This window comes from Hymenobacter sp. YIM 151500-1, assembly GCF_025979885.1.
Taxonomy (GTDB): domain Bacteria; phylum Bacteroidota; class Bacteroidia; order Cytophagales; family Hymenobacteraceae; genus Hymenobacter.
Window position 1 is genome coordinate 839,654 of record NZ_CP110139.1, and the last position, 17,414, is coordinate 857,067.

10 protein-coding genes and 1 pseudogene are annotated in these 17,414 nt (G+C 65.5%); 7 read left to right on the top strand and 4 right to left on the bottom strand.

Features of this window, described 5'->3' with window-relative positions:
• The first annotated feature begins 181 nt into the window (after positions 1 to 181).
• Entirely contained in the window at positions 182 to 694 is a 513-nt protein-coding gene (locus tag OIS53_RS03365) for an NUDIX domain-containing protein (protein WP_264680979.1), read from the top strand.
• A gap of 93 nt (positions 695 to 787) precedes the next feature.
• Here OIS53_RS03365 and OIS53_RS03370 read toward each other — a convergent pair whose 3' ends face one another.
• Positions 788 to 1,348, bottom strand: coding sequence for a hypothetical protein (locus OIS53_RS03370; protein WP_264680980.1), 561 nt, complete (start codon positions 1,346 to 1,348; stop codon positions 788 to 790).
• A gap of 213 nt (positions 1,349 to 1,561) precedes the next feature.
• Here OIS53_RS03370 and OIS53_RS03375 point away from each other — a divergent pair, with 213 nt between their 5' ends.
• From OIS53_RS03375 to OIS53_RS03390, 4 genes and pseudogenes are all read left to right on the top strand, one after another.
• Positions 1,562 to 1,786, top strand: a complete 225-nt coding sequence (locus tag OIS53_RS03375; protein WP_264680981.1) for a hypothetical protein — start codon at positions 1,562 to 1,564, stop codon at positions 1,784 to 1,786.
• Positions 1,783 to 2,709 carry a UDP-2,3-diacylglucosamine diphosphatase gene (locus OIS53_RS03380; RefSeq protein ID WP_264680982.1) on the top strand — a complete coding sequence of 309 codons (927 nt, stop codon included), beginning with the start codon at positions 1,783 to 1,785 and terminating at the stop codon, positions 2,707 to 2,709. Before OIS53_RS03375 ends, OIS53_RS03380 begins: the two co-directional genes overlap by 4 nt.
• Positions 2,710 to 2,827: 118 nt before the next feature.
• Positions 2,828 to 3,826 carry a glycosyltransferase family protein gene (locus OIS53_RS03385; protein ID WP_264680983.1) on the top strand — a complete coding sequence of 333 codons (999 nt, stop codon included), beginning with the start codon at positions 2,828 to 2,830 and terminating at the stop codon, positions 3,824 to 3,826.
• 365 nt (positions 3,827 to 4,191) lie between these two features.
• Positions 4,192 to 5,640 (top strand): annotated as a pseudogene (locus OIS53_RS03390) (GH1 family beta-glucosidase).
• A gap of 169 nt (positions 5,641 to 5,809) precedes the next feature.
• Here OIS53_RS03390 and OIS53_RS03395 read toward each other — a convergent pair.
• The 3 genes from OIS53_RS03395 to OIS53_RS03405 form a co-directional block, all read right to left on the bottom strand.
• A complete protein-coding gene (locus OIS53_RS03395; protein WP_264680984.1) occupies positions 5,810 to 8,701 on the bottom strand; it encodes a right-handed parallel beta-helix repeat-containing protein in 2,892 nt (963 codons plus the stop codon).
• An 81-nt stretch (positions 8,702 to 8,782) separates the two neighbouring features.
• Positions 8,783 to 11,611, bottom strand: a complete 2,829-nt coding sequence (locus OIS53_RS03400) for a right-handed parallel beta-helix repeat-containing protein (protein ID WP_264680985.1) — start codon at positions 11,609 to 11,611, stop codon at positions 8,783 to 8,785.
• 399 nt (positions 11,612 to 12,010) lie between these two features.
• Complete coding sequence (locus OIS53_RS03405; RefSeq protein WP_264680986.1) at positions 12,011 to 13,303, bottom strand: chloride channel protein; 1,293 nt, start codon at positions 13,301 to 13,303, stop codon at positions 12,011 to 12,013.
• A 333-nt stretch (positions 13,304 to 13,636) separates the two neighbouring features.
• On the opposite strand from OIS53_RS03405, the gene OIS53_RS03410 reads away from it, so the two are divergent.
• Both OIS53_RS03410 and OIS53_RS03415 read left to right on the top strand, forming a co-directional pair.
• Positions 13,637 to 15,106: a PhoX family protein gene (locus OIS53_RS03410; RefSeq protein WP_264680987.1), complete on the top strand. Its 1,470-nt coding sequence runs from the start codon at positions 13,637 to 13,639 to the stop codon at positions 15,104 to 15,106.
• Positions 15,107 to 15,520: 414 nt separating this feature from the next.
• Complete coding sequence (locus OIS53_RS03415) at positions 15,521 to 17,398, top strand: cytochrome-c peroxidase (protein WP_264680988.1); 1,878 nt, start codon at positions 15,521 to 15,523, stop codon at positions 17,396 to 17,398.
• Positions 17,399 to 17,414 lie beyond the last annotated feature (16 nt).

Here is a 17,414-nt window from a genome sequence, read left to right on the forward strand (position 1 = left end):
GCGGGCGGCAGCAATGGCACGGAAAAATAGAATAGCTGCAAAGGTCGGGTTTTTTAACTCGATAACCGCCGACCCGCTAAAACGAGGCGGCGAGTGGCCCAGCCACCTGCCGCAAGTGCTGCTCATTCTTCTACGAAATTCCGTTTACTTGCCCCCGAATACACCTTTCTTCTGCTCTACCATGCGCATTACCAGCCGCCAGATTGCCTACGATGGCCACTATAAACTCAGCCAGCTGCAGGTGCAGGACGGCGACGACCTGCTGAAGCGGGAGCGGTTTGAGCCGGGCACGGCGGTGGCAGCTCTGGTCTGGAACACAACCACCCGCCGCTACATCCTCACCCGCCAGTACCGCATCGGGCCCGAATCGGAGCTGGTGGAGCTGGCCGCCGGCATGGTCGACGGCGACGAAGCGCCGGAAATGGCCGTGCGCCGCGAGGTGCAGGAGGAGTTAGGCTACGACATCGACCACCTGGAGCAGATTGCCCGCATCTACCCCTCGCCCGGCACCAGCGCCGAGGTGATTACCGTGTTCTACGCCGAAGTCAGCCACCAGTCGGGCCAGGGCGGGGGACTAGCCGAGGAAAGCGAGAAAATCGAGCCCGTACTGTACTCGCCCGAGGAGCTGGCCGAGGCCGTTTTTGAAGACGCCAAAACCATTATTGCCGCGCAGTGGGTGCGGCTGCGCAAGTAGCATCAAGGCTGGTTCACAGTACCAGAACTGCATGTAAAAGCCCGGCTTGCCTGTACAAGCCGGGCTTTTGCAAATGGTAAAGCACTGCGGAAACTATTCGGCTTTAATGATGTACTCGAAGTTTTGCTTGGTCTTAGCGTCGTTGATAGTCAAGGATATATCCTGCGGAGCATCGACTTTAACAAATGGTACAGACCGTTTGCTCATGTATAAGTCGCGGTTCCAGAAGCGGCCCTGGCCGGCGGGCAGCTCGGGCAGGTTCATGACCTCTTTACCATCCTTGTTTTTGGCTACTACGCTCAGGTAGGCCGGGTCGGCGTTCTGGGCGCCGCGGCGGTACATGGTTACCACAAGCTGGCCCCCGGCCGGCAGCTGGCTGAATCGGCGCTGGTAGGTGGTGTCGGCCCAGTTGTTCATGCGCTTCAGCTCGTTGATTTCGGTGAGCAGCTCCGAGTAGGGGCGGTAGGCCACGCGGGTCACGCAGGCATCCACTTCGGCGTCTTCGTCGGTGTTTTTGGTGACGTTGAGCACGTAGGGGCTTTCCTCGTCTTTTTTAGGGAAGGTATATTTCTTGCGCGGCTTGCCGGGCATGTACTGGGCCGAGGCGGCCAGGGAGCCCAGCACCAGGGCCGAGAGGAGGACAAGTTTCTTCATGAAAAGAGAATGGGAGGAGAAATGGGATTCTGCCGGGAGCAAAGATAGGTAACTCAGCGTGGGCCGGGGCAAAATTTAGGCCAGTGCTGCTTAATCTTCGGCCAGCAGCCCGGTTTGCCGGCTCACGCGCGTGGTGATGAAATGGTAATAACGCCGTAACGCCTACGTCATACCCCCGCCAGACATTTGCAGTGGCTCACACAGTCTGGTTTTATGCACGCTCCTACTGCCCTGCCCCTGCTGCGCCGCCTGCTGCGGGTTCTGGCCTACGCCTTGTTTCAGCTGGTCCTGGGGCTGGCCTACGTGCTGCGCTCGGTGGGGGCGCTGCGGGCACCGTTCCGCTTCGGCCACGCCGCCACCGACGATGCCCCGGCCCGGCCCCGCGCCGGCCGGCGCGTGCACCCGCGGGCCCCGCTCAGCCCCCGCCCGGCGCTATGAGCAGGACCACCGCTGCTCCTCTGGCTGCCAAACCGGCCAAGCGCCGCCGCGTGGAAGTGTGCGTGGTGTCTGACGTGCACCTGGGCACTTACGGCTGCCACGCCCCGGAGCTGCTGCGCTACCTCAAAAGCATCCGGCCGCGGGTGCTAGTGCTCAACGGCGACATCGTGGACATCTGGCAGTTCAGCAAAAACTACTGGCCCCCGGCTCACATGCGGGTGGTGCGCTACCTGGCGCGGCTGGCCGGCAAGGGCACCCGCATCCACTACCTCACCGGCAACCACGACGAGCTGCTACGCAAGTTTGCCGGCACCCGCCTGGGCGCCTTCAGCATCGACAACAAGCTGGTGCTCGACCTGCCCCACGGCAAAACCTGGCTGTTTCACGGCGACGTGTTCGACGTGACCATGCGCCACTCGCGCTGGCTGGCCCGCCTGGGCGGCCACGGCTACGACTTGCTTATTCTGCTGAACCGCCTCGTAAACTGGGGCTTGCAGCGGCTGGGCCGGCCCCGCGTGGCCTTGTCGAAGGCGGTGAAGGACCGGGTGAAAAGCGCCGTGAGCCTCGTGAGCGACTTCGAACAGACGGCCGCCGCCATTGCCGCCGACCAGGGCTACCGCTACGTGGCTTGCGGCCACATTCACTGCCCCGAAATCAAGCCCCTGGCCACGGCGCGGGGTGAGGTCACCTACCTCAACTCCGGCGACTGGGTGGAAAACCTGACGGCCCTGGAGTACACCGCCGAGCAGGGCTGGCAGCTTTACCGCTTCCAGCACGACCCTGGCCTGGCCCAACAGCCCGCGGCCGAAAACCAGCCGCCCGACGAAACCGATGCCGCCGCTGATGCTCCCGCCGCTGCTCTGCTGGAAGGCCTGCTGGCCGAGCTGAAAGTGCTTAGACCTGATGTAGACCTGAGACAGTGAGACACGAGAGGTGAGACTTCGTTCTGGCGGCATTGCGCACAAGAACAAAGTCTCATGTCTCGCAGTGTGAGGTTTATAGGGAGCACCTAATTTTTAATTTCTAATTCTTACTTTTTAATTGAAGAAAATTCTCTACGCCATTCAGGGCACGGGCAACGGGCACCTAAGCCGGGCCCTCGACATTGTGCCGTTGTTGCAGCAGCGGGCCGAGCAGGTAGACGTGCTGGTAAGCGGCCCCCCGGCCGACATCGACTTGCCGTTTGCCGTGCGCCACCGCTGCCACGGGCTGGGGTTTATCTTTGGGAAGAAGGGCGGCATCAACTTCGTTAAGACGTTCTGGCAGCTGAACTCGGCGGCCTTTCTGCGGGAGCTGCGTCAGTTGCCGGTAGAAGAGTATGACGTGGTAATCAGCGACTTCGAGCCGGTGTCGGCGTGGGCGTGCTGGCGCCGCCACGTGCCCTGCGTAGCCCTGAGCCACCAGTGCGCCGTGCTCAGCCCCTTCGCTCCCGCGCCCGACCACGCCGACCCCGTGGGGCGGGCCGTGCTGCGCCACTACGCCCCAGCCACCCACCACTACGGCTTTCACTTTCAGGCCTATGAGCCCCACGTGCATACGCCCGTTATCCGGCGGCAGGTGCGGGAGCTGGCGCCCCGCAACGACGGCCACTACACCGTGTACCTGCCCGCTTTTGACGAGCAGACGCTGGTAAGCCGCCTGCGTTACCTGAGCCGCGCCGTGCGCTGGGAAGTGTTCAGCAAGCACAGCCAACGAGAGTCGGAGCACGGCAACGTGCGGGTGCGCCCGGTGAGCGGGGCCGCCTTCCTCGACAGCCTCGGCCGCAGCGCTGGGGTGCTGTGCGGGGCCGGCTTCGAGACGCCCGCCGAGGCCCTGTACCTGGGCAAAAAGCTGCTGGTAGTGCCCATGAAGCAGCAGTACGAGCAGGCCTGCAACGCCGCCGCCCTGGCCGACCTGGGCGTACCTGTGGTCCGCAACCTCAAGGATAAGTCGCTGGACACGCTGGACCACTGGCTGCACTACGGCCGCAGCATCCCCGTGCACTACCCCGACGATACCGCCGCCGTGCTGGATAAGCTACTGTTTGAAGTGAAGCGGTAACTGGCGGCAGACTTCTCGCCGGAGGCGAGGCGTCTGCCCGCCGGGGAATGAGGCAAGTCTCCCGACTTGCGGCCGCGTAGCGGCCAGTCGGCACCGCGCCGCATGAACTGGTAGTGGGCCAGACAGATGTAACGCGAAGTTTCACTTCGCGAGATGCTAGGACGACCGATCCTGAATCGTTCTTACGCGTCGCGAAGTGCAACTTCGCGTTACATCTTTAGGCCTCGCCATACATCCACACGGCGCATTACCGGCTGGCCGCCTTCGGCGGCCGCAAGTCGGGAGACTTGCCCCATTCCCCGGCGAGCAGACGCCTCGCCTCCGGCGAGAAGTCTGCCGCCAGACTTTACTATCAATAAATCACCATGCTGCCACCGGCTTTTTTCCCCGCAACTACGCCCGCCCAGTATTCCCGCGCCGACTTTGGGGCCGACTTCCGGTGGGGTGTAGCAGCGGCGGCTTATCAGACCGAGGGGGCCTGGAACCAGGACGGTAAGGGGCCAAGCATCTGGGACGAGTTTGTGCGCCGTCCCCGCCGCATCAAACGGGGCGAAACCGCCGACGTAGCCACCGACTTCTACCACCGGTGGCGGGATGACATAAGGCTATTGTACCAAATGGGTATACCAGATTTTCGCTTTTCCGTGGCTTGGTCGCGGATTTCGCAGCAGGGTAGGGGTGCTGTTAACCCAAATGGAATAGGCTTCTATGACCGGCTGGTAGACGGTTGTCTGGAGCACGGCATCACCCCCTGGCTGACGGTGTACCACTGGGATTTGCCCCTGGCTTTGCAGCGGCTCGGGGGCTGGACCAACCGGCGCGTGGTGGGCTGGTTCACCGACTACGCCGAGCTGCTGGCCCGCCACCTCGGCGACCGGGTGCAGCACTGGATGGTGCTCAACGAGCCCATGGTATTCACTGGCGCCGGGCATCTGCTGGGCATTCACGCGCCGGGGCGGCGCAGCCTGGGGGCGTTTCTGGCCGCCACACACCACGCCGCCCTGGCTCAGGCTGAGGGCGGGCGGGCGTTGCGGGCCGCCTTACCCGCCGCGGCCCGCATCGGCACCACGTTTTCCTGCTCCTACGTCACGCCCTGGCGCGCAAACCACCTGCGCGACCTGCGCGCCACCCGCCGCGCCGACGCCCTGCTCAACCGCCTGTTCGTGGAGTCCGCCCTGGGCCTGGGCTAACCCGTGGCCGACGTGCCCCTGCTGGGCTGGCTCGACCGGTACATGCAGCCCGGCGACCAGGACCGCCTGTCATTCAGCTTCGACTTTTGGGGCGTGCAGAACTACACCCGCGAGGTGGTGCGCCACGCGCCCTACGTGCCCCTGCTGTGGGCGGCGCTGGTGGGCGCCGCCCGCCGCGGCGGGCCCTACACCGACATGGGCTGGGAAATCTACCCCGAAAGCCTCTACCACATGCTCCGGCAGTTTGCGGCCTACCCCGGCGCCCCACGCCTGCTGGTCACCGAAAACGGCGCCGCCTTCCCCGACCAGCTCACGCCCGCCGGCCAGGTTTCTGATGCGGCCCGCCGGGCGTTTTTGCAGGCCTGCATCGGGCAGGTGCTGCGGGCCCGGCGCGAGGGCGTGCCCGTGGATGGCTACTTCGCCTGGTCCTTCACCGACAACTTTGAGTGGGCCGAGGGCTACGGCCCGCGCTTCGGCCTGGTGCACATCGACTACGAAACCCAGCGGCGCACCATCAAGGATTCCGGGCACTGGTACAGCCAGTTTCTGCGTGGCCAACCCAGCCGGGCAAGTCAGCCAGAAGAAGGAGGCCACGGGCAGCGCCGTTCGGCTGATACCGGCTAGTTGGCAGGCAGTTAAGCTGCTTTTCAGCGTGCATACATCTCCTGCATACATCTGCCGGCCTAACCAGGCCGCCTGGCACCAACGAAATCAAGCCGGGCGCTAACGAGACGGGCCCAGTACTACCCCCTGCGGAGGCACTACCGGGCCCGTTTGCGTTAAGACCAAGCGGCTAGTGGGCCACCAGCACGCGGTGGGTGGTGCGCTCGGCGCCGCGCTGCACCGTCACCAGATACACGCCGCTGGGCACGTGGCCAAGCTCCAGCTCCAGGCGGGACTGGCCCGGCCGGGCCTGGGCGCGGGCCAGCACGGTGTGTCCCAGCACGCTGGTCAGGGTTACTTCCCGGGGTTCCTCGTTCGGGACCTGGCCGCCGAAATCAACGGTGAGGCGCGTAGTGGTGGGGTTAGGATAAAGCTGCACACCAGTTACGTGGGCCGCTGGCGAGGGCGCCGCGGGGCGGGCGGCGGTGGCGTTGGCCTGGAGCACCAGCTCCACGTCCTCGAAGTGGAACCACTTGTTGGCTGCCGCCTCGGAGTAGAAGCCGATGCGGGCCTGACCGTTGGTTACGTTGATGTCGGTAATGGCTACCTGGGTCCATTTCCAGGTGTTTTGCGGCACGGCCAGGGTTTTGGTCGAGCCGCCGAAGTTCTCCACCTGGAGGCGGGCGCCGGCGTGGTCTGAGGCCGTCTTCACCCAGGCCCGGAAGGTATAGAGGCCGTTGGGCAGGTTGCGCACCAGCTGGTGCGTGTGCACGGTGTAGGCGCTGCCCAGCCAGTGCGACCCGTGCCAGCCCCCGGTACGGGGCGAGCTGTTGCTGGCGGCAAAGTCGGCGGCTTCGGTGCCGGTGGTGCTCCAGCCGCGCGGGCGCTGCGCCCCGGTGCCGTCCTCATCAAAGCTAGGGTTGGCCACGATGTTGTCGATAACCGAGAAGCTGTAGGAGCGGGCCGGGCCGGCGGTGCCGCCGGCATTGGCCGCCGAGTACGGCGTGACGGTGAGTGTGTGCGGCCCCAGGCTCGGAGTCCAGGTCCCGTAGTTGCCGTTGGAGTCGCCGGCAATGGCGTAGGGCACGGCATTTTCCGTGCGCAGCACCGTCCCGTCCAAGCTAAACCGCACGCTGCCCACCGTACCCGGAGTAGTGTTGGCCACCACGCTCAGGCGGCGCGAGGGCAGCGTCGCCAGGTTCAGCACGGCTCCGTTGCCCAGCTGGCCCAGGGCCTGGTCGGTGTCGGCATTGAAGAGCGTAAGGCCCGTGACTACCGGCACCCCGCCCCCGTAGCTGCCGCTGTCGAACAAGGCGCCCAAATCCACGGGCACGCCGGCGGGCACGCCCAGGGCCTGGGCTACGTCCTGGGGCAGGGGCTGGCCGCGGCGAAAGGCCGGGTTACTGCCGCCGTTTTTCAGCCGGTAGTCATTGGCGGCTTCGTCCACGAAGAACGGGTTGGCGCTGCCCCCGCTCAGGTCCAGGCCGTCGGACTCGAAGCCAGTGGAGGCGTGGAAACCGGCCACGCTGGGGTAAGCCGTGCCGCAGTTGCTGGTGACGGGCTCATTCCAGCGGATAACGTTGGTGGGCTGGGTGGCACTGGTGCGGTAGTAGCCGTTGAAGTTGGCCTCGCGCACCAGCGGCAAAGTAAACGCGGCCCGGCACTCGCGCCAGGTTTCCAGCAGGCTAGCCCCGCCTACGGTGTTCGACAGCAGGTTGTTCTTCACCACGTGGTCGGTGGCAATCCAGGTGATGCCCCGGGCAATTTCGGCCGAGTCGGTGTTGTTGCGCTGGCTGTCGTCGATGAAGATGTTCTTCTTGTTGCGGGCCAGCGTGTTATTCCAGATTTGCAGGCTCGTGGAGTTAGACGAATGAATGCCCGAATCGGCGTTGTCGTACACGGTGTTGCCGGCGAAGATGCCCCGGTGCGAAATCTCGAAGAACATGCCGTAGCGCCCGTTGTGGTGCACGGTGTTCTGCACCACCACGCTGTTGGTGCACGAAATGTCGAGCCAGATGCCCACCGACTGGTTGTCGAACACCTGGTTGCGGCCGATGCGGATACTGTCGCTGCGGGTGATTTTGATGCCGGCCGCGTCCCAGCGCGCCGAGTAGCGCTCCACGTTGTTGTGGCTGAACACGTTGTTTTCGACCCGCAGGCCCGTGGCCCGGCTGCCGCCCATGCCTTTGCGGCCGTTGTAGCTGAAGGTGTTGTGCTGCACCCGCATCTGCCGGGCCCGGCCCTCGCCCCAGATGTTGAGTCCGCCCACGCCATTCCACACCAGCGTGTTGTTTTCCACCAGCACGTTGGGCGCCCCGTTCACCAGGGCGTGGTTGGCGAAGTGGGCCAGGCCCAGCCCCCGCACCTGGGAGCCGCCCGCCACGGCCGAGCCCGACTGCACCAGCTCCAGGCCGTGGCCAAACGCCGTGGCTTCCACCGTCTTGCCGCCGGGGTTGTCGCCCACGTAGAGCTGCTTGCTGGTGTAGTCGACGTAAAATTTGCCCGGCCCTACTTCGGCCTTGGTGGCTACCTGCACCAGCCGCGCCCCGTTCACAAACACCATGTCGCGGTGGTCGGCCAGGGGGTAGTTGGCCAGGTCCAGGTACTCGTCGCCGACTACGCGGGGAAAGCCGTAGGTCCAGCCGCTTTGCTTGCGCCAGATGTTGCCCTCGGCCACCCAGTCTTTCACCACCAGGCTGCCCCTGAACCACACCTGCTCGCTGGGGTAGGGCTGAATGGTCAGGCGCTTGGTTAGCTTCACGGCGCCGTTGCTGGCCCCGCGGTAGGTGCCGGCCCGGCACACGATGGTGGAGCCCGCCGGCGCCGCCGCCACGGCCTTGCTCAAGGAGCGCCAGGGCTTGGCCTCGGTGCCCGTGCCGGTGGTGTCGTTGCCGGCGGGCGAGATGAAGCGGGCCGTGCCGTCGGTGGGCACCGGGTAGGAGGTGGCTTTGATGCCGATCTGCTCGGCCGAGGACTGTGCTACCGCCGCCGGGCCGGTGGCGGTGAGCAGCAGCGTCAGCGCCGCGGGCCAGTACGTGGCTGCGTACTGCCGCAGGCAGCGCGTGGTAAGGTTCATATTCATAGCAAAAAGGAGGATGAAAAAGAGAGCACACAAACGGCTCCGGCTTATGCGAGCCGGAGCCGTTGGCTTAGGAGCAGGCGCTTAGCGGGCAACTTCTACGCGGTGGGTAGAGGTCGTCTGGCCGCGCTGCACGGTCAGCAGGTACACGCCGTTGCGGAGCGGGCCCGCATCCACGGTTACCTCGCGCGAGTCGGTGGCCGTGGCTTCGCGTTCCAGCACCCGCTGGCCCAGGGTGTTTGTGAGCGTGATGCGCACGGCCTCGTCGGTGTCAGCAGCGGGGGCAGGCAGCCGGACGATGAACTGGCCGGCGGCCGGGTTCGGGAACACGGCTACCTCAGCCGCAGTGGCCGTAGCGGCCGGCGCCGTGCGCGCCGCCACTGTCGAGGAGGACGAGGTTTGGCGCACCAGTTCCACGTCGTCGAAGTGCAGGTACTTGCCGGCCTGGGCATTGGAGTAGAAGCCGATGCGCACCTGGCCGTTGGTCACGTTGATGTCGGCAATGGTGACTTGGGTCCAGTTCCAGGTTTTGGGGGCAATGTCAGCGGTGCGCAGGCTGCCGCCGTACTGCTCGGCCTGCATCCGTACTGTGCCCGTACCGTCGCCGCGGCGCACCCAGGCGCGCAGGGTGTACAGGCCGTTGGGCAGGTTCTGAATCAGCTGGCTGGTGTACACCTCGTAGGCGCTGTTTTTCCAGTGCACGCCCTTGAGCGTGCCGCCGTGCGGCGTGCCCGTTTGGGTGTAGTCGGCGTCGATGGCGCCGGTGGAGGTCCAGGCCACGGGGTTGCCCGTCTCGGCGCCGCCCGCCTCAAAGCCCAGGTTGGTGCCCAACTGCTCCACTACCGAGAAGCTGTAGGTACGGGCCGGGCCGGCGGTGCCGCCCGCATTGGCCGCCGAGTAGGGCGTGACGGTGAGTGTGTGCTGGCCCAGGCTTGGGGTCCAGGCCCCGTAGTTGCCGTTGGAGTCGCCGGCAATGGCATAGGGCACGGCGTTTTCCGTGCGCAGCACCGTCCCGTCCAAAGTAAACCGCACGCTGCCTACCGTGCCGGGGTTGGTATTGACCCGAATACTGAGGTTGCGCGAGGGCAGCGTCGCCAGGTTCAGCACAGTCCCATCAACGAAGATGAGGCCGCTGATGGGCTGGTCGGTGTCGGCATTGAGCAGGGTAAGGCTGGCAATGGTTTGGGCATTGCCGTAGCTGCCCGCCCCGAACAGGGCGCCCAAATCCACGGGCACGCCGGCGGGCACGCCCAGGGCCTGGGCTACGTCCTGGGGCAGGGGCTGGCCGCGACGGAAGGCCGGGTTACTGCTGCCGTTTTTCAGCTGGTAGTTGCCCGAGCCATCGGCGGCCGGGCTCACGAAGAAGGGGTTCGTGGCGCCGCTCAGCTCCAGGCCATTGCCCTCAAAGCCCGTTACTTCGCGCAGGTTCGGCAGGGTTTTGTAGGAAGTATGACAACCGTTTCTGACGCCGGGCGCGGTCCACTTGATAATGTTGGCGGGCTGAGCCACGTCGGCGCGGTAGTAGGCGTTGTAGTCCAGGGCCGTAATCATGGCCGCGGCCGTGTCGGAGCAGGCGCGCCAGGTGTCAACCAGCATGTTGGAGTTGCCCGCCTCCGAGAGAATATTGTTTTTAACCACCGTGCGGCGGGTGAGGAAGGTGGCGCCGGCCGCCTGCTCCGCCGCGCTGGGCGTGCGGTTGTCTTCCTTGATGAGCAGGGCCTTGTTGTTGCTGACCAGCGTGTTGTTGTACACGCGCACATCGGAGGAGTTGGCCACGGCCACGCCCGCCCCATTGCCCGCGCACACGTTGCCGGCAATCAGGCAGCCCCGCGAAATCTCGAAGAAAATGCCGAACTGGGAGTTGCGCCGCACCGTGTTGCCCACCACCGTGGCGTGGCGCATGTTCACGTCCAGCCAGATGGCGTGGGCGTCGTTGTCTTCCACCGTATTGCCGCGCACCACCACGCTGTCGGCCGCAATCAGCTTGACGCCTGCCGCGCTCCAGGCCCGGCGAAACCGCTCCACGTTGTTGCTGCGGATGACGTTGTTTTCCAGCCGCAGCCGGTGGGCCGAGCTGCCGGCCATGCCGGTTTGCCCGTTGTAGGCGGCCACGTTGCCCGTCACCAGGGCGTCGACGGGGCCGCCCGAGCCGTAGAACGACAGGCCGGTGATGCCGTTCCAGACAAAAGCATTCTTTTCCAGCCGCACCTGGGGAGCCCCCAGGCCCACGCCCGTTTCGGCGTAGTGCGCAAAGCCCACGCCGCGGATGATGGTGCCGGTGGGGTCGTTGTTGGGGCTTTTCCACACGGTGATGCTGCGCTTGTAGGCCGTGGCCTCCACGGTGTGGTCGCCGGGGTTGTCGCCGATGTAAAGCTGCTTGGTGGTGTAGTCAACGTAGAACTTGCCGGGCCCCACTTCGGCCTTGGCGGCTACCTGCTCCAGGCGGGCGCCGTCGTAGTAGGCCATGTCGAGCCAGCCGGCCAGGGGGCCGCGGGCGGTGTCAATGTTTTCGGCGGCCATAGTGCGGGCAAACTGGTAGGTCCAGTTGTCTTTGCGCCAGATGCTGCCCTCGGCCACCCAGCCTTTCACCACTAAGCTGCCCTTAAACCACACCTGCTCACCCGGATACGCCTGAATGGTCAGGCGCTTGCCCAGGCTCTGCTCGGCCACGCCGGCGCCTCGATAAGTGCCGCCCCGGCACACAATGGTGCTGCCGGCCGGCGCGCTAAAGGCTTTTTTCAAGGAGCGCCAGGGCTTGGCCTCGGTGCCCGTGCCGGTGGTGTCGTTGCCGGTGGGCGCAATGAAGCGGGCCGTGCCGTCGGTGGGCACGGGGTAGGAGGTGGCCGGAATGGCTACGGTCTGGGCCTGCGCTGAGCCGGCCAGCAGACTGCCGCCCAAGCTCAGACCCAACAAAAGTGTCGGGCTTAGCCGGCCCGTACCTTGTCGAAATGCAAGAAGTAAGGAGTGAAAAGTGAAGCTTATTTTCATAGGTGGAAATGGTAGTTCTTTACAAGGTGCGGAAGCTGATTTCGGCACGTAAGTTGGTACAGCTAATCCTTGTGCCTTTCGTAAAGTGCTGTCAATGATAAAATTGACAAGATTTTGTAAGTAGTTGTGTATTCTGGGAAGATTAACCTGGGATATTCAGGAGATGATATAGATTTATGCTATAGTGCTATTGTACAATAAACTCTGCCGCTTTATCGAAGACTAGGCTCCCGCCGCTGCACTACGAGAAGTACACTTGTAGTTTTCTGGTCTTCTGGTTTGAAAGAGGGGCTGCCCTACTTCTCCGTCGCCCGCCCGGCCCGCCTACTTCTTTCTCTTCTCCCCGCTTACTTCTTCCAACCGGCGGCCTTGCTGGCGGGCGTAGCGCGGGTGCTTGGCCTGGCCGATAATCTGGGCCGCATAGATGCCCGAGTGCCCCGAGAACAGGTAGGCCGCCACGCAGGCCAGGCCCAGGTAGGCGCCGGCCTCGGCCCCGAACAGCTCCAGGCCCATGAGCGTGCAGGCCAGCGGGGTGTTGGCCGCTCCCGCCAGCACCGCCACGAAGCCCATACCCGCTAGCAGGGCCACCGGCAGCGGCACCACCCCGCTCAGGGCACTACCCAGCGTGGCACCGATAAAAAACAGCGGCGTCACCTCCCCGCCCTTGAAGCCGCAGCCCAGCGTCAGGGCCGTGAGTCCCAGCTTCAGGGCAAAGGCGTAGGGTGGCTGCGGAGCCTGGAAGGAGGCCACAATGGTAGGAATTCCCAGCCCGATATAGGCCGTGGTGCCCAGCGCGGCCACGGCCAGGGCCACCAGCGCCCCGCCCAGCACCGGCCGCAGGGGCGGGTAGGCCACGCGCCCAAACAGCCGCCCTACGCCGTGCGTGAGCATCGAGAAACTCCGGGCCACCAGCCCGAACAACAGGCCGGCCAGCAGGGCCCAGGCCAGCGTGGCGGGCGTGAGGGCCGGGGCCGGCAGGTGCGGATACGGCGTGTGGCCCACGCCCCAAAGCCGGGTTACGTAGTCGGCCAGCACGGCGGCCAGCAGGCTGGGCACCAGGGCTTCGTAGCGCAGCAGGCCCACCAGCAGCACTTCCAGCCCAAACACCGCCCCGGCCAGCGGCGTGCCGAACACCGAAGCAAAGCCCGCGCTCAGCCCGCAGACGAGCAGCAGGCGCCGGTCGCGGGGGCGCAGGCGCAGGGGGCGGGCCAGCTGGTCGGCCAGGGCGCCGCCCAGCTGCACGGCCGTGCCCTCCCGGCCCGCCGAGCCCCCCACCAGGTGGGTGAGCAGCGTGCCCACCAGCACCAGCGGGGCCATGCGCAGCGGTACGCGGGTGCGGGGCGCGTGCAGCTCGTCCAGCAGCAGGTTGTTGCCGCGGGCCACCGACTGCCCCAGGTAGTGGTAGAGGCCGCCCACCACTAGGCCGCCCAGGGGCAGCAGCCCCAGCATCCAGGGGTGCGCCTCGCGCCAGTGCGTCACCCAGTCCAGGGCCACCAGAAACCCGGCCGAGGCCGTGCCGGCCAGCCCGCCCACCAGGGCCGCCAACAGCAGCCAGCGCCCCAGAAACCCCAGGTACGCACGTCCTTCCTGAACCGCCGCAGCCCAGGAGGACGGCACACAAGCAACGAAGCGGGCAAAAACGGAGCGAAACGGCACGGGCGGGGCAGAGTAGAGTAAGCAAGGCCGGCAACTCAACCGCAACGGCGGCAGCAGCGGCAGCGGCCGGCAAGCTACGGCGCCGGCCGGGAAGTTGGGCCGGGCAGCTGCTGGAAAACGGATGGCACGCCGTGGCATCTGGCCCCGAATAGGCGCCGGGGTCAACTTTACCGGCAGGTTATGCCGGGGCCGATTGGGCCGCCCGGAAAGTAGCGTATCCGTAACGGGTTCTTAACCATGATGTAACATCCCGGCAGGTCCTTTGTGCATCCATTCATCAACCTGCCTTGCCCCATGTTTCCCAACCGCTACACCCTTGCTGCCAAGCTGCCCGCCGTGCTGCTGCTGGCGCTGCTGGGCTGCAACGATTCTGACAACGAGACGCCGACGACCCCGGCCTCCGAGGTGCAGCTCAAAACCCACTCCGTCACGCCTTCGCTGGTGAAGGCCATGCCGGGCTTCGAGAGCCTGGAGCTGCTGCCCCTGATTGGCTCCGACGACCAGCTGCCCGAATCACCCGGCTTCATCTTCGGGGCCCAACCCGACGGGGCCGGTCTGCTCAAGAACCCCAGCGGCGAGGGCTACGTGCTTATCAACAACCACGAAATCCTGCGCGCCGTGTCGCGGGTCTACCTCGACAAAACCTTTAAGCCCGTGAAGGGCGAGTACATCGTGGACGGCGACGGCGGCACCTGGCGCCTGTGCTCGGCCACGATGGCTACGCCCGAGGAGCACGGCTTCGGGCCGACGTTTCTGACGGCCGGCGAAAGCGGGGCCGAGTCGATGGTGCACGCCATCGACCCGCTGGGCGCGGCCGACAAGAAAAACAAGAGCCGGGTGCTGCCCGCCCTAGGCCGGGCCAGCATGGAAAACGCCGTGCCCCTGCCCAAAGACGCCTTTCCCGGCAAAACCGTGGTGGTAATCGGCGAAGACGACGGCGACGGGCAGCTGGTGGTGTACGTGTCCGCCACCGTGGGCGACCTGCAAAACGGCAAACTCTACCAGCTCAAGCGCACCAACAACGACCCCGTGGAAACCAGCATGAGCCTGGGCACGACCTACGACGTGGAGCTGACCGAGGTGGAAAACGCCAAAACCCTGACCGGCGCCCAGATTGCCGCCGTAGCCAAGGCCAAGAATGCCATTCAGTTTGCACGGGTTGAAGACGTGGACTACCGCAAGGGTGGGGGCGCGGCCGGCCGAGAGGTGTTTTTCACGGCCACCGGCGTAAGCCAGAGCGACAAGGTGACGCCCGTAACCGGCAAAACCATGTGGGGCCGCGTGTACAAGCTCACCCTGAACGCCAACGACCCGCTGACCGGCGGCAAGCTGGAAATCATTGCCGACGGCGCCGTGGACCCCGGCAACAACATCGTGAATCCGGACAACATCTGCGTGACCCAGAAATTCGTCTATATTCAGGAAGACGGCGACTCGTTTTACCGCGACAACAAGCACGACGGCCGCATCTGGCAGTACAGCCTGGCCTCCAAGCAGCTGCGGCCCATGCTGGAGATGAACCACCGCCGTACCGACCCGGCCTTCAACGCCAAGTACAACACGGTGAATAGCACCAACCTCAGCTCCTGGGAGTACGGCGCCATGTACGACATCTCCGACAAAGTTGGGGTGCCCAACACCTTCCTGGTCAACATTCACCCCCACACCTGGCAGGACCCCAAGTTCCTGAACGCCGACGGCTCGACGGTGGGCAACAACTCGGAAGGCGGGCAGGTGCTCATCGTGCGCGGGGTAGAGAAGTAGGCAGCAGATGCCACACGCTGGCTGGACCCGATGGCGCGGGGCCAGCCAGCGTGCCAGCGGAAGTTTACATTATGTGGCCGATTTTAACGCACCGGTAGTTATCTGTCCACCTATTGCTCGTGCATCAACCCTCCGCTCCTTCGGCGGAGGGTTCTGCGCTTAAAAAGAAAGGAATAGTGTTTCAAGCCGCGTAGCGGCGACAGGTTTGTAGAACAGACACAGCAGCCGGTTTTCGCGCCGCGTAGCGGTGCCAGAGCGGTCAGAACTGCGCCCAACGGCTGTGGCACCGCTATGCGGCGCGTCGAATGTCTCCATTGGCTCGGGCTACAAACTTCAGCCGCTACGCGGCCAGTGAACTACTCTCAACCATGCTAAGGAATCAAACCATTTAGGTCGTGAAACGTGTTTTACCAAATGAATAAATTCCGGAGTAATAAGCTGAAAATCTGCGCGCTACTAACAGCGGCTCTGGTGTGGCTTGCTGCGGCCTGCCATACCGGCCCGCGCCCGACGGCAGAGGCGCCGCCCGCCACCCGCACCGGCCGGGTGCACGAGCTGGTGGCCCAGGACCTGCGCCGCCTGGCCCGGCAGGTGCGGGAAGAACTGCTGCCGCTGGCCCGGCGTGGTGCCCCGCTGGATTCTTTGCAGCGGAGCCTGCTGAGCTGCCGCCGCCAGTACAAGCGCGTGGAAGCCTTCACCGAGTACTTCATGCCCGCCACCAGCCGCCTGCTCAACGGCCCGCCCCTGGACGAAATCGAGGTAGAGGAGAACAAGTCGTTTGAGCCCGGCGGCTTGCAGGTGCTGGAAGAAATGCTGTTTCCCCAGGCCGCCGACACCACCGCTGCCGGACGCGCCGCCCTGGTGCGCGAGGTGCGCAAGCTGGTGCGGGAGCTGAAGCGGGCCGAGGAAATCTGGGCCGCCACCGAGCTAACCGATGCCCACGTCTTCGACGCCCTGCGCTTGCAGGTGTTCCGGCTGGTGGCCCTGGGCATCACCGGCTTCGACGCGCCCCTGAGCCGGCAGGCCCGCCCCGAAACGGCCGCCTCCCTCGACGCCCTGCTGCCCGTGCTGGCCTGCTACGCCCCGGCTGCTGCTTCCGCCAACTCCGCCGCGGCGCCAACCTACGCCCGCCTGCAACAGCTGGTGCGCCACGCCACCACCGAGCTGCGCCAGCACCCCCAGGATTTCGACGGCTTCGATAGGCTGCACTTCATTACGGCCTACGCCAACCCGCTGGGGCGGGAGCTGCTGGCGTTGCAGCGGGAGCTGGGCGTGCCGCCTTTCCGGGAGCTGCGGGCCCTGCGCCCCGACGTGGCCACCCTGTTCGACTCGGCCGCCTTCGACTCCGATTTCTACGCCGCCAACACCACCTGGTACCGCACCCCGGCCAAGGTGGCGCTGGGCCGCCGCCTCTTTCACGAGCCCCGCCTGTCCTCCGCGGGCACCCGTTCCTGCGCCAGCTGCCACCAGCCCGAGCGGGCCTTCACCGATGGCCTGGTCCGCAACCTCACCCTCACCCGCTCGGGGCCCCTGCGCCGCAACACGCCCACCATCCTCAACGCCGCCCTCCAGGCCGGGCAATTTTACGACCTGCGCTCCAGCTCCCTCGAAAACCAGACCCTGGACGTGGTACAGAACCAGGACGAGATGCACGGCTCCCTGGACCGGGCCGCCGCCGAGCTGGGCCGCGACTCAGCCTACCGACGCCTGTTTGCCCAAGCCTTCCCCCAGGCGGCCGGCCGCATCGAGCCCCAGCACCTGCAAAACGCCCTGGCCAGCTACGAGCGAAGCCTGGTGCGCCTCAACTCCCGCGTCGACAGGCACTTGCGCGGGGAAGGTGAGGTGCTCAGCCGGCAGGAACAGCTGGGCTTCAACGTGTTTATGGGCAAGGGGCGCTGCGGCACCTGCCACTTCGCGCCCCTGTTCAACGGCACCGTGCCCCCGGCGTTTCAGCACACCGAATCCGAAGTGCTGGGCGTGCCGGCCACGGCCGCCGCCCGCCGCCTCGACCCCGACCCCGGCCGCTACGCCCACACCCGCCTGCCCCAGCTGCGCCACTCGTTCAAGACGCCCACCGTGCGGAACGTGGCCCGCACCGCGCCCTACATGCACAACGGCGTGTACCGCACCCTGCGGGAGGTTATCGACTTCTACGACCAGGGCGGAGGCCAGGGCCTGGGCCTGCCCGTCGACAACCAAACCCTTCCGGCCGACCAGCTCCACCTCACGGCTCCGGAAAAAAAGGCTCTGGAAGCCTTCCTGCTGGCCCTCACCGACGACCAGGCCTTGTAGCCGCTTCCTGCGAAAC